At 40.2% G+C, this 19,540-nt stretch carries 17 protein-coding genes and 3 tRNA genes; 10 read left to right on the forward strand and 10 right to left on the reverse strand.

All coding sequences use genetic code 11. From position 1 onward, the window contains the following. Positions 1 to 30: 30 nt before the first annotated feature. The 5 genes from GR160_RS13140 to mutS form a co-directional block, all read right to left on the reverse strand. On the reverse strand, positions 31 to 567 hold the full coding sequence (locus GR160_RS13140) for a LuxR C-terminal-related transcriptional regulator (protein ID WP_160750336.1): 537 nt from the start codon (positions 565 to 567) through the stop codon (positions 31 to 33). Positions 568 to 857: 290 nt separating this feature from the next. Beyond that, positions 858 to 930: transfer RNA gene (locus tag GR160_RS13145), tRNA-Gly, on the reverse strand. Positions 931 to 973: 43 nt separating this feature from the next. Then, positions 974 to 1,059: transfer RNA gene (locus tag GR160_RS13150), tRNA-Leu, on the reverse strand. Positions 1,060 to 1,076: 17 nt separating this feature from the next. Further along, a tRNA-Gly gene (locus GR160_RS13155) sits at positions 1,077 to 1,149 on the reverse strand. Positions 1,150 to 1,297: 148 nt separating this feature from the next. Continuing rightward, the gene (gene mutS / locus GR160_RS13160) at positions 1,298 to 3,904 is read right to left on the reverse strand and encodes a DNA mismatch repair protein MutS (RefSeq protein WP_160750337.1); all 2,607 of its coding nucleotides are present in this window, start codon (positions 3,902 to 3,904) and stop codon (positions 1,298 to 1,300) included. Positions 3,905 to 4,134: 230 nt separating this feature from the next. Here mutS and GR160_RS13165 point away from each other — a divergent pair, with 230 nt between their 5' ends. The 3 genes from GR160_RS13165 (at position 4,135) to GR160_RS13175 (ending at position 7,385) form a co-directional block, all read left to right on the forward strand. Beyond that, positions 4,135 to 4,569, forward strand: coding sequence for a hypothetical protein (locus tag GR160_RS13165; RefSeq protein WP_160750338.1), 435 nt, complete (start codon positions 4,135 to 4,137; stop codon positions 4,567 to 4,569). Positions 4,570 to 4,678: 109 nt separating this feature from the next. Then, positions 4,679 to 5,212, forward strand: a complete 534-nt coding sequence (locus tag GR160_RS13170; protein WP_160750339.1) for an RNA methyltransferase — start codon at positions 4,679 to 4,681, stop codon at positions 5,210 to 5,212. Positions 5,213 to 5,252: 40 nt separating this feature from the next. Next, positions 5,253 to 7,385: a T9SS type B sorting domain-containing protein gene (locus GR160_RS13175; RefSeq protein WP_160750340.1), complete on the forward strand. Its 2,133-nt coding sequence runs from the start codon at positions 5,253 to 5,255 to the stop codon at positions 7,383 to 7,385. Positions 7,386 to 7,400: 15 nt separating this feature from the next. On the opposite strand, the gene GR160_RS13180 is transcribed toward GR160_RS13175, so the two are convergent. Both GR160_RS13180 and GR160_RS13185 read right to left on the reverse strand, forming a co-directional pair. Continuing rightward, positions 7,401 to 7,853, reverse strand: coding sequence for a GNAT family N-acetyltransferase (locus tag GR160_RS13180; protein ID WP_237421226.1), 453 nt, complete (start codon positions 7,851 to 7,853; stop codon positions 7,401 to 7,403). Then, positions 7,834 to 9,078: a 3-deoxy-D-manno-octulosonic acid transferase gene (locus tag GR160_RS13185; RefSeq protein ID WP_160750341.1), complete on the reverse strand. Its 1,245-nt coding sequence runs from the start codon at positions 9,076 to 9,078 to the stop codon at positions 7,834 to 7,836. Before GR160_RS13185 ends, GR160_RS13180 begins: the two co-directional genes overlap by 20 nt. A gap of 198 nt (positions 9,079 to 9,276) precedes the next feature. Here GR160_RS13185 and GR160_RS13190 point away from each other — a divergent pair, with 198 nt between their 5' ends. Then, positions 9,277 to 9,543 carry a hypothetical protein gene (locus tag GR160_RS13190; RefSeq protein ID WP_160750342.1) on the forward strand — a complete coding sequence of 89 codons (267 nt, stop codon included), beginning with the start codon at positions 9,277 to 9,279 and terminating at the stop codon, positions 9,541 to 9,543. An 82-nt stretch (positions 9,544 to 9,625) separates the two neighbouring features. Here GR160_RS13190 and GR160_RS13195 read toward each other — a convergent pair whose 3' ends face one another. Together GR160_RS13195 and GR160_RS13200 are read right to left on the reverse strand one after the other, a co-directional pair. Continuing rightward, entirely contained in the window at positions 9,626 to 10,126 is a 501-nt protein-coding gene (locus GR160_RS13195) for a hypothetical protein (RefSeq protein WP_160750343.1), read from the reverse strand. 12 nt (positions 10,127 to 10,138) lie between these two features. Next, the gene (locus GR160_RS13200; protein ID WP_160750344.1) at positions 10,139 to 10,474 is read right to left on the reverse strand and encodes a hypothetical protein; all 336 of its coding nucleotides are present in this window, start codon (positions 10,472 to 10,474) and stop codon (positions 10,139 to 10,141) included. A 226-nt stretch (positions 10,475 to 10,700) separates the two neighbouring features. Here GR160_RS13200 and GR160_RS13205 point away from each other — a divergent pair, with 226 nt between their 5' ends. Together GR160_RS13205 and galE are read left to right on the forward strand one after the other, a co-directional pair. Next, positions 10,701 to 11,834, forward strand: coding sequence for a DegT/DnrJ/EryC1/StrS aminotransferase family protein (locus tag GR160_RS13205; protein WP_160750345.1), 1,134 nt, complete (start codon positions 10,701 to 10,703; stop codon positions 11,832 to 11,834). A 316-nt stretch (positions 11,835 to 12,150) separates the two neighbouring features. After that, entirely contained in the window at positions 12,151 to 13,167 is a 1,017-nt protein-coding gene (gene galE / locus GR160_RS13210) for a UDP-glucose 4-epimerase GalE (protein WP_160750346.1), read from the forward strand. Between the two features lie 103 nt (positions 13,168 to 13,270). Here galE and GR160_RS13215 read toward each other — a convergent pair whose 3' ends face one another. Beyond that, positions 13,271 to 14,896: a hypothetical protein gene (locus GR160_RS13215; protein ID WP_160750347.1), complete on the reverse strand. Its 1,626-nt coding sequence runs from the start codon at positions 14,894 to 14,896 to the stop codon at positions 13,271 to 13,273. A gap of 216 nt (positions 14,897 to 15,112) precedes the next feature. Here GR160_RS13215 and GR160_RS13220 point away from each other — a divergent pair, with 216 nt between their 5' ends. The 4 genes from GR160_RS13220 to fabD all read left to right on the forward strand — a co-directional run bounded on the left by GR160_RS13220 (position 15,113) and on the right by fabD (position 19,410). Then, complete coding sequence (locus GR160_RS13220) at positions 15,113 to 15,787, forward strand: response regulator transcription factor (RefSeq protein ID WP_160750348.1); 675 nt, start codon at positions 15,113 to 15,115, stop codon at positions 15,785 to 15,787. 3 nt (positions 15,788 to 15,790) lie between these two features. Next, positions 15,791 to 17,167 (forward strand): HAMP domain-containing sensor histidine kinase, encoded by a 1,377-nt coding sequence (locus tag GR160_RS13225; protein WP_160750349.1) that lies wholly within the window; start codon positions 15,791 to 15,793, stop codon positions 17,165 to 17,167. A gap of 194 nt (positions 17,168 to 17,361) precedes the next feature. Beyond that, positions 17,362 to 18,312, forward strand: coding sequence for a bestrophin family protein (locus GR160_RS13230; protein WP_160750350.1), 951 nt, complete (start codon positions 17,362 to 17,364; stop codon positions 18,310 to 18,312). 222 nt (positions 18,313 to 18,534) lie between these two features. Beyond that, a complete protein-coding gene (gene fabD / locus GR160_RS13235; RefSeq protein ID WP_160750351.1) occupies positions 18,535 to 19,410 on the forward strand; it encodes an ACP S-malonyltransferase in 876 nt (291 codons plus the stop codon). Positions 19,411 to 19,540: the final 130 nt, after the last annotated feature.

A 19,540-nucleotide genomic window follows, 5' to 3' on the forward strand; every position in this document is an offset into this window, starting at 1 on the left:
TTTTTAAAAAGAAGTAACTAAATTAATTTGCTAACTAAAATCTTCTATGCTTATATGGTTGTTTTTAAGGGCAAAAACAATTACACCAATAAAATTTTTACAGTTGGTTTTTGCCATTATACGCTTGCGGTGGGTTTCTACAGTACGAACATTAATGCCTAATCGTGCAGCAATTTCACCACTGTTAAACTCTTTTCCGGCCATTATAATTATTTCTATTTCACGTTTAGATAAGGCGGTTCCCGGTGAGGGCAGGCTATAAGCTTCCTGTTTTGCCGGTTTAGTATCGTTTTTTTTCAATTCTGAGGAAGTCTTCTGAGGTTTTAAAGCCCCTGTATTTTTTAAAAAACTGTACGGAGCAGTTTCCTCAATAGAACTGTTGCGGTCTTTTAACGACAGGCCTCCCACAGATACAATTTTTGCTTCAGGGTGTTTATCTTTTAAGGTTTTGTTGGTTTCTGTACGGGCAGTGCCTATAATTCCGTTGTCAATAAGTATAACATCGGCAATGTTGCGTCGCTGTTTAGCGGTCTCTGCGCTGTTTTGGGTGTCCCATATAGTGTTCATAACCTTAAAATTTAAATATAATAGTAAAAAGTAAATTGGATACGATCATCATGCTGATGACTTAAGGCTAACCTGATAAAAAAGTTGTGTTTTATGCAGACTATTCTTAAAAAAGAATGATGACTTACAATGCAAAAATGTAAATAATAAAATTTACTTTTTAGATAAATGAACATTGAAGGGCGCTGACTGAAAATTCGTAAGGTTTTGCAGGATATTTGCTTTTGGCTAAAGCAGGAAAGTGTATTGAAATAAAAAAGCCCCAACTATGTTGAGGCTAAAAAACAATGAGCGAAAAACGGGATTCGAACCCGCGACCTCCACCTTGGCAAGGTGGCGCTCTACCAACTGAGCTATTTTCGCAAGGCAAAAAAAAACTTCAATGGTTTGAAGTTTTTAGTTATTGTACTCAAGGCGGGACTTGAACCCGCACGGGCATTACTACCCACTGGATTTTAAGTCCAGCGTGTCTACCAATTCCACCACTCGAGCATAAAAAATGGTAATTGAGCGAAAAACGGGATTCGAACCCGCGACCTCCACCTTGGCAAGGTGGCGCTCTACCAACTGAGCTATTTTCGCGTTAAAAGTAAAAGAACGTTGTTCGTTGTTATTACGGCTGCAAATATACGCCTGTTTTCGATACCTGCAAGTGTTTTGGTGAAATTTTTTTAGGTCGAAACATAACTTTCTGATAACGTTTGTCTTGAAAATAAAACTTTTTTAAAACCTATTTAACAAGCATTCTTTTTATTTCATTTAGCTTCATTAAAGCCTCTACAGGTGTAAGTGTATTGATGTCTAAATTTACTATTTCCTGTTTTATTTCTTCCAGTAATGGATCGTCAAGGTTAAAAAAGCTAAGCTGCATTTCTTCTTTTGCCTGCGCTTTTATATTGCTTAGTGCCTCGCCACTGTGATCTTTTTCCAGTTTTTTGAGAAGCTTTTGCGCTTTTTGTATAACAGTTTGCGGCATGCCTGCCATTTTTGCCACATGGATACCAAAACTGTGTGCCGATCCGCCTTTTACAAGCTTGCGTATAAACAGTACGGTATCTTTAAGCTCTTTTACCGATACATTGAAGTTTTGTATGCGGTCAAAAATATCCTGCATTTCATTAAGCTCATGATAGTGTGTGGCAAACAATGTTTTAGGTTTAGCCGGGTGCTCGTGTAAAAATTCGGCAATGGCCCAGGCTATAGATATACCGTCATAGGTGCTTGTGCCGCGGCCAATTTCGTCCAGGAGTATAAGGCTGCGATCGCTCAGGTTGTTCAGGATGCTTGCTGTTTCGTTCATCTCTACCATAAAGGTCGATTCGCCCATAGAAATGTTGTCTGATGCGCCCACACGGGTAAATATCTTGTCTACTACACCCATGCGCACGCTTTGGGCAGGCACAAAACTTCCCATTTGCGCCAGGAGTACTATTAATGCTGTCTGCCTTAAAATAGCTGATTTACCGGACATGTTAGGTCCTGTTATCATTACTATTTGTTGGGTTTCACGGTCAAGATATACATCGTTGGTTATGTATGGCGTGCCCACAGGCAACTGCTTTTCTATAACCGGGTGGCGGCCTTCTTTGATGTCCAGTTCATGGCTTTCATCAATTTCAGGGCAAACATATTTGTTCTCGATTGCCAGTTGCGTAAACGAAGCCAGGCAGTCTACCTGAGCTACAAGGCTGGCATTAAGCTGTACGGGTTTTATATAGGTGCTTATCCAGTTTACAAGTTGTTCAAAAAGCTGGGTTTCCAGATTGTGTATTTTTTCTTCGGCTCCTAAAATCTTGGTTTCATATTCTTTAAGCTCTTCAGTAATATATCGTTCGGCATTTACAAGGGTTTGCTTGCGGATCCATTCTGCCGGAACCTTATCTTTATGTGTGTTGCGAACCTCTATATAATAGCCAAACACATTATTGAATGATATTTTAAGCGATGATATTCCTGTCGCTTCAGATTCGCGCCTTTCAATCCCTTCAAGATACTCCTTGCCGGAAAAGGCTATGCTGCGCAGTTCGTCGAGTTCGGGGTGTATGCCATGGGCAATAGCATTACCTTTATTTATAGATACCGGAGCATCGGGGTGCAGGGTGGTTTTTATCTTTTCACGCAGCAATTCGCAAGAGTGCAGGCTGTCGCCAATGGCTTTTAAAGCCTCATTATTGCTCTCTAATGCCAGTTGTTTTATAGGTGCAATGGCATCAAGCGATTCTTTAAGGTAAATAACCTCACGTGGGCTTACACGCCCGGTGGCAATTTTAGAAATAAGCCTTTCAAGGTCAGATATTTGTTTTACCTGAACCTGTATTTTTTGCAATATGGTTTTATTCTCTTTAAGATAGCTAACCACTTCGTGGCGTGCACGTATTTTGTTGGCATCTTTTAGGGGGAGTGCCAGCCAGCGTTTTAGCAAACGGCTTCCCATGGGAGAGAGTGTGCGGTCTATAACGTCGAGTAGGGTAACGGCATTAACGTTCGCGCTTTGATACAGTTCAAGGTTGCGAATTGTAAAACGATCCATCCATACATAAGCATCCTCTGCAATACGCTGAATAGTGGTTATGTGTTGCAGTTTATTGTGTTGCGTTTCTGATAGGTAATATAAAACCGCTCCACTTGCAATAATGCCCTCCTGTAATTCTTCAATACCAAAACCTTTAAGAGAATTGGTGCCAAAGTGGGCAGTAAGACTTTCGTAGGCATAATCTTCTTTATAAACCCAGTCTTCTAAATAAAACGTATGGTGGTTTTCGCCAAAAGCTTCTTTAAACGTATTTTTTTCATTTTTGGCTACTAATACTTCGCTGGGGTTAAAGTTTTGAAGCAGTTTGTCTATATATTCTTCGTTACCCTGAGCAGTTAAAAACTCTCCGGTAGAAACATCCAGAAATGAGATTCCTAAACTTTTCCTGCCAAAATATACCGATGCCAAAAAGTTGTTACTCTTACTGTGCAGCACTTCATCGTTCATAGATACGCCGGGGGTAACCAGTTCGGTAACGCCACGTTTAACTATGGTCTTAGTCATTTTAGGGTCTTCCAGCTGGTCGCATATTGCTACACGCAATCCTGCTTTTACCAGTTTAGGAAGATAGGTGTTTAGCGAGTGGTGCGGAAACCCCGCCAGTGCAGTGTCTATTTCGCTGCCATTGCCCCGTTTAGTAAGTGTAATGCCTAATATTCCGGCAGTGCGCACGGCATCTTCGCCAAAGGTTTCATAAAAATCGCCTACACGAAACAGGAGACAGGCATCAGGATATTTAGCCTTGATCTCGTTATACTGTTTCATTAAAGGGGTTTCTTTTACGGTCTTTTCTTTAGCTGCCAACGTATTAGGTATTGTGTTAGTGAAAGGCGAATTTAGGTAAAAATAAACAAGTGTAAAAGCTAAACTTTTGAGTGCTAATTATGATATCTAAACCTACCCTGAAATTGCAGGATATGCTAATAGCACTGATTAAATTTTAACCTCAATTTTTGCAGGATTTACCTCATAGTTGTAGTACATATTTATTTGTTAGATACTTTTATGCTGATCAATTAAAAACTAACAGATATATGAAAAAAGTTGTTATGGCAGTTATGCTTTTGGCAGGAGTTGCAGGTTTTGCACAAGATAAACCGGCTAAAGCAGAAGGTAATAAACCTAAAACCGAGAAGAAAGGCCAAAAGCATGGACTAACTGCCGATGAACATGCTAAAAAGCTTGCGCAGGATCTTGCGCTTAATGATGCACAGCAGGCTAAAGTGAAAGAAATATTTGCTGAACAGGAGAAAAAGAGGGCGGCCGATCCTGAACTTAAAAAAATGGAGAAAGGAGAGCAGCACGACCATGCGGCTATGGAGGCAAAGATGAAAAAAGACGAAGCCGCTCTCGATACTAAAATGAAAAACATACTAAACGCAGAACAGTATGCCAAGTGGAAAGAGCTGTCTAAAAAAGGAGCTCCAAAACATGACGGTAAAAAGCCTGAAGCAGCTAAAAAATCCTAAACAGGAGACTATTTTGTTGTTGTAGCCGCCCTGTTTTTTGGGCGGTTACTTTGCTTTTTAGGATTTGCCGTTGCATTGACTTAATTTTGTCTCCTATTTTTTAAGTATCATGAGAAAATTAGCCAACAGCGAGTTAGGACGCAAAAGTACGGATGAGTTTAAGGAAGCGGGTAAAACGCCGATTATAATTGTGCTGGATGATATTAGAAGCCTGCATAACATTGGCTCTGTATTTCGTACTGCCGATGCCTTTTTGGTCGAAAAAATTTACCTGTGTGGTATTACAGCCACACCTCCTAACAAAGAGATACATAAAACTGCGTTAGGTGCTACCGAAACGGTTGAATGGGAACATCATAAAGATGTGTTGCAGGTAATACAAAACCTTAAAGACACGAATACAACTGTCCTTGCTATAGAACAGGTTGAAGATGCTGTTTTTTTACAGGATTTTGCTCCGGAGGAAAACACAAAATATGCCCTTGTTTTTGGAAACGAGGTAAAAGGCGTATCTCAGGAAGCGATAAAACTTTGCCATGGCAGTATAGAAATTCCGCAGTTGGGCACCAAGCATTCGCTTAACATATCGGTAAGTGCAGGTATAGTGGTTTGGGATATTTTTTCTAAACTGCAGTATTCTTAAAAAATAGATAAAACGTAAAATATTTTGTTAATTTTACGAAATGAAGAATTATAGTCCCATAAATATATACATGCAACTGGTTTTGTGTGTTGCCTGCTGCTTTTTTTGTTCAGCACAAAATAATCAGCCGCCTGTTCTAACCGCTATTGGTAATCAGGTGTATTGCCCCGGGACACCCATTAACATTGTGACTTCATTTTCTATTACCGACCCCGATCCGGCCGATACCTCGCTTGAGGCGGTTTACATACAAATTTCATCCGGTTATGTAAACGGACAGGATGTTTTGAGCTTAAGCTCAACAATACCCAATGTAAGGACAATATGGGATTCAATATCAGGAAAGTTAACCATAAGAAGTGTTTCAGGTCAACCCTTGCCTTTTGCTACGCTTATGGCTGCGGTTAGTGCTGTACAGTATAACAGCAATGCTGCAAATCCATCGGGTACACGTACATTTTCTATATCTATAGGGGAAGCCAACTATTTAGAGTCTACTCAGCATTATTATTTATATGTAGCCCAATTGGGTATAACCTGGACACAGGCACGCGATGCAGCTGCTGCAAGCACTTATTACGGATTGCAGGGGTATCTGGCTACATTAATGACAGCCGAGGAAGCCCAGCTTTGTGGCGAGCAGGCAACGGGCACCGGATGGATAGGAGGAAGCGATGAGGAAATAGAAGGCGTTTGGAAATGGGTTACCGGTCCGGAAGCAGGAACCGTTTTTTGGAATGGACAGGTAAATGGATCGACACCTAATTTTGCTTTTTGGAACAGAAATGAGCCTAATGACCGTGGAGGAGAAGACTATGCGCATATTACAGCAAGAAATATAGGGATTCCCGGAGCATGGAATGATCTTAAAAATGACAGCGATATATCGGGCGATTATCAGGCAAGGGGATATGTAGTAGAATATGGGGGTATGCCAGGGGAAACACCACCAACAATATCTGCCACTACGACTATTAATATACCGCAAATAACAAGCAGCTCAGCAACAAATGGCGGAGCTTGCGGCAGTGGAAGTTCAGCACATTTAAATGCTACATCTAACAGTGCCGCGGTGTACTGGTATGCGGCAGCTACAGGTGGAACCCCTATACATATTGATACAGATGGCAGAGGCTATACTACTCCTGTGTTAACACAAACTACTACTTTTTATGCATCTGCTTATGATGCTACATGTACCACCGCTACGCGTACTCCCGTTATAGCTGTAATAAATGTTATTCCTGTTGTAACAGTAATAAATGCAGTAGTAAGGGTATGCGGTAACGATGCTCCTGTGCTCGAAGCAGCAGCATCTGAAGGGACAGTGCGTTGGTACACTACTGCCACGGGGGGTACATCTATTGGTAGCGGAGCAATTTTTAATGCCCCGCCTGTTACTGTGGATACTGTTTTTTATGCAGAGGCTATAAGCAGCACAGGTTGTATATCAGCAGTGAGGGAAGCGGTAATGGTACATCATTTTGATAAACCCCATGTTGTGCCTGATACCGAAATTGAATTTTGTGAGAATAAAAGCGCCACTCTGGATGCTACCACAGCAGATATAGTGAGTTATCAATGGAATGCACCACTTGCGCAAACAACAGCTACAGTTGAGGTTACGACTGCTGGAACGTACAGTGTTTTATTGACGAATACTGCCGGATGTAGCATTACACGCAGTTATGTAGTTACTGAACTTGCATCTCCTGATATTAAAGAGGTTGTCATTGAGGACGATAAGGCTACTGTTTTAATGCAGGATAACAATGTTGCAAATTACACCTATTCTTTAGACCGCAGTATTTATCAGCATTCAAATGTTTTTAATAACCTTAGCCCGGGTGTATATACGGCTTATGCAAAATCTGTTATTGGTTGCGGGGAAGACAAAAAAACGTTTTACATAAACCTTATCCCTAAAATGTTTAGCCCCAATGGCGATTTGGTTAACGATTATTTTACCCTTGCCGATATGAGTAAACTGCCACAGGCTACAGTAACTATTTTTGACCGCTATGGCAGGCTTATTACCAAACTGGATCGAAGAAACCTGAGTTGGGACGGTACTTTTAACGGCAATCCGCTACCGGCCACTGATTATTGGTATATTATAAAAGTAGATGATGCCACTCCCGAAATAAAAGGGCATTTTAGTTTGATGAGGTAGTATAGAGTTAATGCTTTATGCAACAACCATCTTCATCAAGCCTCGATTATGAATGCTGAAGTCTTTAGAAAGATACAGTTTTCGCGCCGATTCGTTGTGGTTTTCTATCTCAAGATAAATTATTTTGACCGACAATAATCTAGCCTGTACCTGTATAAAATCGAGAGCCCTTTTGCCAAGTCCTTTACCGCGTGCTGTTTCTTTAATAAAAAGTTCATCTAAAAAAGCAATGCGGCCTTTGTATTCGAAACTAAAAACAAACGTCAGGATTACATAGCCGACTACTTCGTCATCAATCAAAATAAGCCACCCACGCCCAAGCGATTCGGTCTCTAAAAACTCAAAGAACAAGCCTGTAGATACAGCTATATCCATAGGATAATTATCTATAGCATAAAAATCCTGCATCATGCCTACCACGACAGCAGCATCTTTACTTTCAAAGGTTTTAAAGCTTACCTGACTCATCGGTTATGTGATTGATTATTATATTTACAGCTCCCCGGTTCATGCTAACGAAGGTTCCTGCAATATGTCCTTTTTCCCATCGGTAATCATCATTATAAAGTAGAGATGATAGGGCGTCTTCCATTTCAGCTTTATCTTTTACCACAATAACACCGCCCATGTCTGCAAGGGCCACTGCTTCGGGGAATTTTTTATGGTTTGGGCCAATAATTACCGGAACCCCAAAGGCAGCAGGCTCCAGTATATTGTGCAGGCCGGCGGTGCCAAATCCGCCACCCACATAGGCAACATCGGCATAGCTGTATATTTTACTTAAAAGCCCAATAGTGTTAATAACAATAACGTCATATTCAGCAAGGTTTTTGTTATCCTTTTCGCTAAAAAGTATTGTTGGTTTATTAATGCTTTCTCTAATAGTATTAATGTGGCTCTCCCCAAAGGTGTGTGGGGCAATAATAAATTTTACATTGACCGATTTGTTAATAAAATCAAATATAAGGGCTTCATCCTTGGGCCACGAACTTCCCAAAACAACTGTGGTTTTGCCGTTAATAAATTCTTCTATAAAAGGTACGGTGTTGTCACGCTCCAGTATCTCGCTTACACGATCATAACGGGCATCGCCACTAATGGTTGCGTTAGTAAAACCAATAGTGTTTAGCAATTGTTTTGAGCTTTCATACTGTATAAAGAAATGGTTGAATGCTTTAAAGGCCCTGCGGTAAAAACCTCCATACCATTTAAAAAATATTTGGTTTGGCCTGAACAAACCTGATATGAGATAGGTAGGTGTATTTGTTTTTTGTAGCTCGTTGAGGTAGTTGGGCCAAAACTCATATTTTATAAAAAAAGCCATGTTTGGGTGTGCCAGCTTAATGAACTTTTTTGCATTGCTTACAGTGTCTAACGGAAGATACACTACAACATCGGCAGCTTTTGTGTTTTTGCGTACTTCATATCCTGATGGCGAAAAAAATGTAAGCACCAATTTATGGTCAGGATACAGTGTCCTTATTTTTTCCATTATAGGCAGGGCAAGCTCATATTCACCAAGCGATGCCGCATGAAACCAAATGGTTTTATCAGTGGGGTTTATGTGCTGCTCGAGAGTATTGAAAACAGTTTTTCTGCCGTTGACAAACAACCGGATCTTGGGGTTGAAAAGCGCAATTATATAGAGTACAAAAGAGGCTATATGGGTAAAAAAACTATACAGTAAAAGCATGGCTAAAGTTTAGTTAGTGGCAAAATTACGGTTTATTTTTTTAGCAGCCATTTTTCAAAATCATTGTAAACACTCCTATTGTTTACGGAGTATTGCAATTGGCGTTATGTTTTGCGCAGTTGACGACATTAATTTTTTTAAGTTTTTGGTTTGCAGCAATTTTGGATTAGAAGTTTCCTAAACCTAAAACCTTACAAAATGAATCCTGAACAAATTAAAAGCACCATTGTAGGATATATTGCCGTTTCGACCAAGTATCCTGAAACGAAAATTGATGAGGAGTTTGTGCTGAAAAAATGGCCTTTAGCATTAGACGATATTAGCCTGGCGTTTTTGGCTATCTCTTGCGATAAATACCTCAAAACCTTTAACCCCGATAAAGAAGTTTTTATTAGTGAGATACGTAAAAGAGGACTTACGGTTAAGGGGCTTGTAGACCTCGTAGTGGCGAGGGCTAATTCCTGATTGGTTTGTTGAGAGCAAAAAAATCCTCCGTTGAGCCAAAGCTACGGAGGATAGTGTTTTAATGATGCTTACGTAATGATGCTTACGTATTGATTGTTACAACAGTGGTATTTCCTGTAACAGTACAGGTAAAGTAATAAGTTATGCCGCTTATAACCACGCTTGCGCTGGATGGATAAGTGTACACCCCAACTGTTACAGGTGCCGCTGTGCCAAGTTTTAAAGTAACCGAATAAAAAACCTGTGGGGCAGCGTCGGTAGCGTTGTTAAGGGTAGAACTTGCTACTGAAATAGGAGATGCCCCAGCTGAGGTAAATTTATTCCAGGTGTAAATAGGCAATGCGCCAGTATAGGAAAAAAGTGGAAACCAGGTGGGTTGTGTATTAGACATAAAATAATTGCCACCTGATGCAATGGTAATTGGAGTAGTGCTTTTAAATCTTGGGTAACCATATACTGGTCCGGCCGACTGCAATTCCTGCATAACAACGCTATGAATTGTTGAGTTGATGATTCTAACTGTTTTTTGCGCAGAAACATTTATACTAACTGCTAACAGTACTAATAATAAAAACTTTTTCATGGTAAGTAGGTTTTAATTGTTGGTTTGGTTTTCTTCAAAATACATTTCAAATGCCAGGTTTAATACTGCTGCCTCATCTTTATCCTGCAACTGAGACTGGGTATAGCCGTTGGCAAGTAAAAAAGTTCTGGCTCCCTTTACCATAATTTCAACCCTTTCGCGATTAGCCTGTTCACGATCCATGTTGGTTTGCTGCATTCCCAATTTAGTGGCGGTTGCAAGCGATGTTTTAAAATCTTCTGCACCTGCCTTGGCTTGTGGAGCAGCTTGCTGCGCAGTGTCTTCAGTACTGCACGATTGCAGTGTGGCTAATAGCAGGCACGAAGCCATGATCATTAATTTTTTCATAAATTTTAAAAATTAGAGGTTGGTAATAAAAGTTTGGTTAATTAACTCATTAATATAAAGTTATGTTAAAAAGGTTTATTAGTGTTTAAATCACACTTAAAAATCGATGAGTTGCAATTATTAACGGCAGGAGGTAAGAAATCGATTTCGTGAAGCGATATTAGGGTGCCAGAATAAAACGTTTATGCGAATTAATTGCTATTTTTGTGTCACTTATTCAAATACGATGAAAAAAATCCAGATGGTCGACCTCAAAGGCCAGTATGAAAGTATTAAAGACACAGTAAACGCTTCTATTCAGGAGGTTTTAGATAACACAGCATATATTAACGGCCCACAGGTACACAAGTTCCAGAAAGATCTTGAAGAATATCTTGATGTTAAGCACGTCATTCCATGTGCTAATGGTACAGATGCCCTGCAAATTGCCATGATGGGACTTGGCCTGCAACCGGGCGACGAAGTTATTACGGCCGATTTTACTTTTGCTGCCACAGTAGAGGTAATTGCTCTTTTACAGCTTACACCCGTTTTGGTAGATGTAGATACTGATACTTTTAATATATCTGTAGAAGCTATAAAGAAAGCAATTACCCCAAAAACAAAAGCTATTGTTCCGGTACATCTTTTTGGACAGGCAGCCAATATGGAAGAGATACTTGAGCTTGCCAAAGAATACAATCTTTATGTTATAGAAGATAATGCACAGGCTATTGGAGCTAACTATAAATTTGCCAACGGCTCAAAAAAGAAAGCCGGAGTTATAGGTCATGTGGCCTCTACTTCATTCTTCCCGTCTAAAAACCTTGGCGCTTATGGCGATGGTGGTGCTATTTTTACTAATGATGATGCTCTTGCACATACGTTAAGAGGAATTGTAAATCACGGTATGTATGTGCGCTACCACCACGATGTAGTGGGCGTAAACTCGCGTTTAGACAGCGTGCAGGCTGCGGTGCTTAATGTAAAGCTGCCTCATCTTGATGCTTATAATAAAGCAAGACAGGAGGCCGCAAACAAATACAGCATGGCTTTTGCAGGGCATGCAAAAATTGTTACCCCTGTTGTAAAGGGGGATGCCGACAGCCATGTCTTCCACCAATATACATTAAGGATACTGGATGCCGACAGGGATGGGCTTATGCAGCACCTGCTTGATAAAGGTATACCGTGTGCTATTTATTATCCTATACCGCTGCACAGCCAAAAAGCATATCTTGATGCGCGCTACAAAGAAGAAGATTTCCCTGTAACCAATCAACTGGTAAAAGAGGTACTTTCTTTACCAATGCACACCGAGCTTGATGATGAGCAAATAGCGTTTATAACAGAGAGTGTTATAGAATTTTTAAATAAATAATCGATGATTGAGCTGGCAGTTTTTTTATTGGTACAAACGGTAATAAATCTGCTATTTAAACGTTTTTCTAACAGTTATTGGAAACACCTTTTCTCATCATTTGCTGTATTAGCCTTTGGGATACTTATGTTATTGTATCCCTTTTTTATGGTTAATTTTTATTTAAGCAATTATAAAGAAGGTGAAATTAAATGTGGAAATGCCTATATTGGCTTCGCTGGTTTCCTGTGGATAATAGGGACACCACTTGTTGTGTTGCTCCAATATCTTTTAAACAGATATTTACTTAAACCTAATAGATCGAAAATATAAATAAATGAAAATACTTGTAACGGGCGGCCTGGGTTTTATAGGTTCGCATACAGTGGTAGAGCTTCAAAACGAAGGTTTTGATGTAGTAGTTATAGACGACCTTTCAAATGCGTCAATAGATGTCCTGGAAGGTATTAACGCCATTACAGGCAAAAAACCGGAGTTTGAAAAAATAGACCTTCGCGATAAAGCTGCGGTACAGGGGTTCTTTAAAAAATATGAAGATGTGTCGGGAGTTATTCACTTTGCAGCCAGTAAAGCAGTAGGTGAGAGCGTGCAAAATCCGTTGTTGTATTATGAAAACAATTTGGGCGCACTGGTTTATATCCTTCAGGAGTTACAAAAAAAAGGTAGTGCAAACTTTATCTTCAGTTCATCGTGTACAGTGTATGGTCAGGCAGAGAAAATGCCAATATCTGAAGATACTCCTGTACAGCCTGCTATGTCTCCTTATGGTAATACAAAGCAAATAGGCGAGGAGATCATTCATGATGTAGCTAAAATAAGCAACATAAGCGCCATATTGTTGCGTTACTTTAACCCTGTTGGGGCACACCCATCGGCAAATATTGGCGAATTGCCACTTGGAGTGCCGCAAAACCTTGTGCCTTTCATTACCCAAACTGCTATAGGACTGCGTGAGCAACTTTCGGTTTTTGGTGATGATTATCCAACACCGGATGGTACCTGTATTCGCGACTACATACATGTGGTAGACCTTGCGAAAGCACACGTTACTGCTCTTAAACGTCTGACAGAACAAAAAAATGCCGATAAAGTTGAGGTTTTTAACCTGGGTACGGGTACAGGAAATTCGGTTCTTGAAGTTATAAAAGCCTTTGAAAAAGCAAGCGGGCAAAAACTAAATTATAAAATTGTACCTAAGCGCGAAGGCGACGTTACCGAAGCTTATGCCGATACCACTAAAGCTAACGATGTGCTGGGCTGGAAAGCAGAGCTGTCTTTAGAAGATGCACTTGCTTCTGCCTGGAAATGGGAGCAAAAAGTTAGAGGTAAATAGTTCAAAGTTTACAATAGCAGTTTTTAAAACTGAACAATGCATATATACAAAAACTCCCAAACCACTTGGCTTGGGAGTTTTTTATTGATTGTAGAACCCTGCTTTATTTGCTGAGTTTTATATTGTCGAATGTAGAAACATCGATGACTTCTTCGGTATCGGCATCAAAAGAAATGTTGATACTGTCGCCCACAATGGTTACCGGCAGCTCATTAGATAATTGCGATGAGCCGATAAATATTTTAGGCGAACCGTTTACAGTAAAATAATAAAAGCTGTTGCCGTTTTTAATATCGCTCTGAATACGGGTTACAACAGATTTTAATTGTTTGCGATTGGCCTTGGTATCAGGGTTGATGCGGTTTCCAGCCATGTTAAACACATTTTTGTAGCTCATAAGCGTTTCGCGCATGGTGTTGCCCACACCCACAATAGTATAATCGCCAATGGCAACCATGGCGTACATTTTTACAAGTCCGCCACCGTCTTTAAGTGTCATTACATAAGTTGGGATTCCGTTAATGTTGTATGGTATAGGCAAGGAGGCTCGATAGTCTTTTTCCTGAACCTTACCTTCAGCTGAGCTTTGCGCTGCATATTCTGTCGCACCGCTTTGTTTATACATCGTAGCCTCTTTGGTACGGGTATCCACCAGCATAAAACCTACAGCCGATTCTTCTTTACCTACCGATGATACACCCGTGTACCAGTACGAACGGTTGTCATCTCCATATACCAGTGTAAGGTCTTCAGTAATCATAAGCTTGTCTTCATTACTAAAATTCCAAAAGCCATGTACATATTCGCCCCAGTCGCTAAGTTGGTCTATAATAAACGATATTGGCTGTACACGGTCTATCCAGTCAGGCACATTGTTTAGATCGTACTCTTTAATATCGCCTGTTTGTGCATCTACAGTAACAACCCCTACAGCATCGTTACCCGAAAAACCTACACGCTTTTTATATTTAGTGGCTACCCAGAACGGATGCCCGCTTTCATCTATCTCAAAATTATAATCGGCAAGGCCGGTGGTTGCATAACCGTTAAAATACAGGTGACGTTCTATATTGCTTCCAAAAAAGGCGGCAGGTTGATATTTTATTTTAAGGTCTTTACCATTAATATTTTGCACAAGTTTTACATCGCGCTCGTTGGTGGCACTAACCATAACATAGCCTTCGGTACCTTCTTTATTGTTAAGCCATTTAAAAAAGCCCGAATGCAGCAACGGCGCAACCCAATACAATTGGTTATTTACCTTTTGGATAAAGAATTCTCCAAGTTCACTCTTACTGCCCAGTCCCTGGTCTGATCCTAATATTTTTTCGCCAAGCAGTGTTGCCAACGGTTCGTCTACCACGCGAATGCGGTCTAAAGCGATGGGTGCAATATGGTTCGTTATTTTTTCGCCGTTGTGCACTTTACCTATCATGTTTCGGTAAGCCTCTGTTCTAAACATGGGCAGGCTGGTAGCCAGTGGGGCAATTATAGTGTAAGCCAGCACAACTATAAAGCCTATTAAAAGAGGGCGGTGCAGTTTGGTTATTTTTATTTTTGTTTTGCCTCCCGAATATTCCGTGCTGAGCAATAGCAACATGGCCAGCAACAGCAGAAACAAAAGCATTATTGGCAACTGTATAAAACCGAAGTTAAATATCGGTCTGCCAATGTAAAGAAATAAAAAGGCAACAAGGGCCAAAGGAATAATGGCTAACGTTTTTTTCATGGTTTTGGTTGTTTTGCTTATTTGTCGTATAAAATATAAAATGTTACACATGCTTTTTACAACAAATATATAAATACGATTCACTAAAAATTTCGCATTAAAAATAGCTATATAGCAGACCTACATCGTTTAGATGTTACATAATATTCAGTGAAATCAACATTTATTGCGTTTTATAAGAGCCTAATCGTTATTTTTGCAACAAACCCTTTTTGCATGAAACTGCTAATTGTAGAAGACGAACCCACATTGCTATCGGTGATACGCAAAGGATTGTCAGAAAAAAACCATGATGTAAGTGCCGCATTAGACGGTGCTACCGCTATAGAAATGCTTACAACCGGAAACTATGATGTTGTAGTACTGGATGTTATGCTGCCCGATATTAACGGTATAGAGATTTGCAGGAGGCTTAGGGCTGCAAACAATTATGTGCCTATATTAATGCTAACGGCACTTAACAGCAGCGATAATATTGTTACAGGCCTAAATGCCGGGGCTGACGATTATATGGCTAAACCATTCAGGTTTGCAGAACTTGAGGCGCGAATTAACGCATTGGCACGCAGGGCATCGCAGGAACATAAAGCTGCCGAGAGTATTGTTATAGAAGATCTTGAGATAGACATGCGTACCAAAACAGTTAAGCGCAACGGCGAAAACATTGTGCTCACCGCCAAAGAGTTTAACCTGCTGCATTACCTTGCAAAAAACAGTGGCACTATACTGAGCCGCGAAAAAATACTGGACAACGTGTGGAATATTAATTTTGATATGAACACCAACGTAGTGGATGTATATATTAATTACATCCGCAAAAAAATAGATAAGCCTTACGGACATAAACTTATACATACCATAAAAGGCCTTGGCTATGTGGTAAAGCCATAACGCATGCAAATTCGCAAAAAAATTACCGTAACCTATGTAACCCTATCGTGCATAAGCATGCTGTTGCTTTGCATAGTGGTGCTTTTTTTGTTTAAACGCAATAACGAATATTACTTTGTAAAGCGTTTGGTAGACCGCGCTAAGATAGTGGCGAGCATCCATTATCAAAACGATCCGCAAAAAGCACATTATTACAGGTTATTGCGTGAACGCGGCCTGCCCGAACTTATAGAGGAAAAGGATTATGTGCTGAGGGTAAACGGGCCTACGTCTTTTGAGTATAACACCCAACTACACCTGCCGCCCGATTTTTATGCCAGTGTTATGAAAGACGGATCGGCATGGGTAGAGGAGGAAGACAGTCATTATTACTATGCCCAGATATTTGATGAGGGCAATGTAAAGTATATGGTTATTGTAACTGCCCGCGACAGAAGAGGTAACACTACTACCTTATATATTACACGTATAATGATTGTGTGCGGCTTTGCCTTTTTTATACTTGCCTTTATTTTTGGCCGCTTTTTGGCAAGAAGTGTAATGAACCCTGTTGCAAATATTACTGCCGAAGTACAGCGCATCAGCGCAAGCAACCTGCACAACAGGCTGCCTGCCCCGGCTGCCGACCCACAAGATGAAATATCGGACCTTGCAAAAACCTTTAATGACATGCTCGACAGGCTGGAAACCAGCTTTGAGATACAGGCAAATTTTATAAACAACGCATCGCACGAGCTAAAAACCCCTGTAACCACTATTATTGCAGAAACTGAGATTGCGTTGCTAAAGGAACGCGAACCGGAGGAATATGAGGGGGTGCTTAACAACATTCAAAAACAAGCTACAAGGCTGGCTAATCTTACAGAGAGTCTTTTAAAGCTGACTCAAACCGGCTACGACGGTACTAAACAGGTGCAGGATAATGTAAGGATGGATGAATTGTTGCTGGATGTTAAATGCGAGCTCGATAAGCTATATCCGGAAAACCGCATTACTATAAATCTTAATGATATTCCGGATGATGCCAACCAGCTAACACTGCCCTGTAATCGCCCTTTGCTCGAACTTGCCATTAGCAATATTATAACCAATGGGGTTAAGTATAGCGATAACGAAGAGGTATTTGTTTCTTTATCTGCTAATAGCCAAAATATTAAAATTACCATTACCGATATTGGTATTGGTATTCCGCCAGAAGATATCCCTTATCTTTATGAGCCTTTTTTTCGTGGGAAAAAAGCCTCCCGCTATAATGGGTATGGCCTTGGGCTGCCCCTTGCAATGAAAATTATCCGTATGCACAAAGGCGAGCTCATAATACAATCTGAACCAGGAAAAGGTACCGTTGTAAATATCGTTTTTAATACAAACATTCATTAAAAGATTAAAATTTTTAATTTTAATTCTTATGTAATTTTAATTTTCCTTTAAATATTTTTTAATACTTTGTTTGTTGTTTTGTAAGGCTACATGAGCGCATAATGCTATGAAAAACAGTTGTATCTGCTGTCATGGCTCCTCTAAAGTCTAAAACACATTTTATGAAGAAGAGGAAAAGATAATTACTGTAGGTCATGTTGCTAAAAAAACGAATACCCCTAAAATACGTTCTTGGTAAAATAAAAATTGAACTTGCCTTGGTAATAGTGTATGCTATTGGTTTTGAACTGATTCATCATCTGTATAATGCTACTTCAATAAATATACCGATTGCAATCCCTACAATTTTGGGTACCATCATATCGCTGTTGCTGGCTTTTAAAAGCAATCAGGCATATGACCGATGGTGGGAGGCACGCATTGTATGGGGCGGTATTGTAAATGACTCGCGCACATTGTTGCGACAGGTTATATTGTTCTATGACAGCACTGATGAAACCCCTGAAACTAACGATTTTAAAGAGCGTTTTGCAAAAAGACAGGCCGCTTGGTGTTATAGTCTTGCTCAGTCTTTAAGAGGTAAAGATCCTGTTAAGCCTGTAAAAACGTTGCTTAGCAAAGAAGAGTTTAGCTTTGTAGAAAACTTTAAGCATGTACCTAATGCAATATTAATGCTGCATGCCAAAGAATTAAAAAGAGCTTTGAATGACGGCAGAATGAATGTATATCAGCAGGTGGAGGTAGATAACACACTCACCCGTTTATGTGACGGAATGGGTAAATGCGAGCGTATTAAAAACACGATCTTTCCTACTACCTACAGTTTGTATATTCGCTTTACGCTATGCCTGTTCATTATTCTGTTGCCCTTTGGACTTAAAGATTATTTAGGATACCTGCAAATTCCGGTTGTGGCAACTATTGGCGCAGCCTGTTTTCTTATCGAAAAAATGGCCATCCACCTCGAAGACCCTTTTGATAACAGGCCAACAGATACTCCTATGATATCTATATCCAACACTATAGAGAATAACCTTATGCAAATGGTACACGAGTACCGAAATGAGTTTGAAGATGACAATAAACCTAAAGAAATAAAATTACAGGAAATACAACCGTCAGACGATCCGTATTTTATACTGTAATTACAATTTAGTGCCAATTAGTTTTGTTTTGCCGGGTTTTTAGTTCCCGGTGTTATGTATTTGGTTGCCCGCCCTGTCTGTCCAACAGTGCGGGCTTTTTTTATGCACTGAAATAATGTGGTTCTGCAGGAGCTTTATGTACAAAAGTCTGTTAATCGTATTTAAATAATAAAAAGCATTACTTTTGTGCCTGCAAAATAAAACACTAAACAACAAGATACTATGAAGGCATATGTATTTCCGGGTCAGGGAGCCCAGTTCACAGGAATGGGTAAAGAACTTTATGAGAACAACGCCCAGGCCAAAGAACTATTTGAAAAAGCAAATGAGATCCTTGGATTCAGGATTACCGATATAATGTTTGAAGGCACTGCCGAGCAATTAAAAGAGACCAACGTTACACAGCCTGCTGTATTTTTACATTCGGTTATACTTGCAAAAACGTTGGGTGACAGTTTTACGCCGGATATGGTTGCAGGTCACTCTCTTGGAGAATTCAGTGCGCTTGTAGCTGCGGGGGCGCTAACCTTTGAAGACGGCCTTAAACTGGTAGCGCAACGTGCAGCCGCTATGCAGAAAGCCTGCGAGATTACACCAAGCACTATGGCTGCCGTACTGGGTCTTGAAGACAAAATTGTTGAAGATGTTTGTGCTTCTATAGACGGTGTAGTGGTTGCAGCAAACTACAATTGCCCGGGTCAGTTAGTAATTAGCGGAGAGACCAAAGCGGTTGAAGCTGCCTGCGAAGCCCTTAAAGCTGCCGGAGCAAAAAGAGCATTGATACTGCCTGTAGGTGGTGCATTTCACTCGCCAATGATGGAGCCTGCCCGCGAAGAGCTTGCAGCTGCTATAGAAAATACTGTTTTTGCTAATCCTGTGTGCCCGGTGTATCAAAACGTACCTGCTACAGCTGTTAGTGATGCGGCACAAATTAAAGCTAACCTTATTACCCAGCTTACTGCTCCGGTAAAATGGACACAAAGTGTACAAAATATGATTGCAGATGGTGCTACTTTATTTACAGAAGTTGGCCCGGGCAATGTATTGCAAGGCTTAGTTAAAAAAATAAACAAAGAAGCTGAAACTGCTGCTGCATAGTTATATGCAATCAAACAATTCCTGATTTGATTAGGTTAATCAATTCCTAAATGGAATGATAATATAATATTGAAAAGCCTGTTGAAACAAGTTTCAACAGGCTTTTGTTTTAAAAACAAACCCCGTAACA

The sequence above is a fragment of the Flavobacterium sp. Sd200 genome (genome assembly GCF_009826935.1).
Classification (GTDB): domain Bacteria; phylum Bacteroidota; class Bacteroidia; order Flavobacteriales; family Flavobacteriaceae; genus Flavobacterium.

Bases quoted from the DNA above. Each gene is read 5' to 3' on its own strand.
- GR160_RS13140 (WP_160750336.1), bottom strand. From the start codon at position 567: ATGAACACTATATGGGACACCCAAAACAGCGCAGAGACCGCTAAACAG.
- GR160_RS13165 (WP_160750338.1), top strand. From the start codon at position 4,135: ATGAAAAAAGTTGTTATGGCAGTTATGCTTTTGGCAGGAGTTGCAGGT.
- GR160_RS13170 (WP_160750339.1), top strand. From the start codon at position 4,679: ATGAGAAAATTAGCCAACAGCGAGTTAGGACGCAAAAGTACGGATGAG.
- GR160_RS13175 (WP_160750340.1), top strand. From the start codon at position 5,253: ATGAAGAATTATAGTCCCATAAATATATACATGCAACTGGTTTTGTGT.
- GR160_RS13180 (WP_237421226.1), bottom strand. From the start codon at position 7,853: ATGAGTCAGGTAAGCTTTAAAACCTTTGAAAGTAAAGATGCTGCTGTC.
- GR160_RS13185 (WP_160750341.1), bottom strand. From the start codon at position 9,078: ATGCTTTTACTGTATAGTTTTTTTACCCATATAGCCTCTTTTGTACTC.
- GR160_RS13190 (WP_160750342.1), top strand. From the start codon at position 9,277: ATGAATCCTGAACAAATTAAAAGCACCATTGTAGGATATATTGCCGTT.
- GR160_RS13195 (WP_160750343.1), bottom strand. From the start codon at position 10,126: ATGAAAAAGTTTTTATTATTAGTACTGTTAGCAGTTAGTATAAATGTT.
- GR160_RS13200 (WP_160750344.1), bottom strand. From the start codon at position 10,474: ATGAAAAAATTAATGATCATGGCTTCGTGCCTGCTATTAGCCACACTG.
- GR160_RS13205 (WP_160750345.1), top strand. From the start codon at position 10,701: ATGAAAAAAATCCAGATGGTCGACCTCAAAGGCCAGTATGAAAGTATT.
- galE (WP_160750346.1), top strand. From the start codon at position 12,151: ATGAAAATACTTGTAACGGGCGGCCTGGGTTTTATAGGTTCGCATACA.
- GR160_RS13215 (WP_160750347.1), bottom strand. From the start codon at position 14,896: ATGAAAAAAACGTTAGCCATTATTCCTTTGGCCCTTGTTGCCTTTTTA.
- GR160_RS13220 (WP_160750348.1), top strand. From the start codon at position 15,113: ATGAAACTGCTAATTGTAGAAGACGAACCCACATTGCTATCGGTGATA.
- GR160_RS13225 (WP_160750349.1), top strand. From the start codon at position 15,791: ATGCAAATTCGCAAAAAAATTACCGTAACCTATGTAACCCTATCGTGC.
- GR160_RS13230 (WP_160750350.1), top strand. From the start codon at position 17,362: ATGTTGCTAAAAAAACGAATACCCCTAAAATACGTTCTTGGTAAAATA.
- fabD (WP_160750351.1), top strand. From the start codon at position 18,535: ATGAAGGCATATGTATTTCCGGGTCAGGGAGCCCAGTTCACAGGAATG.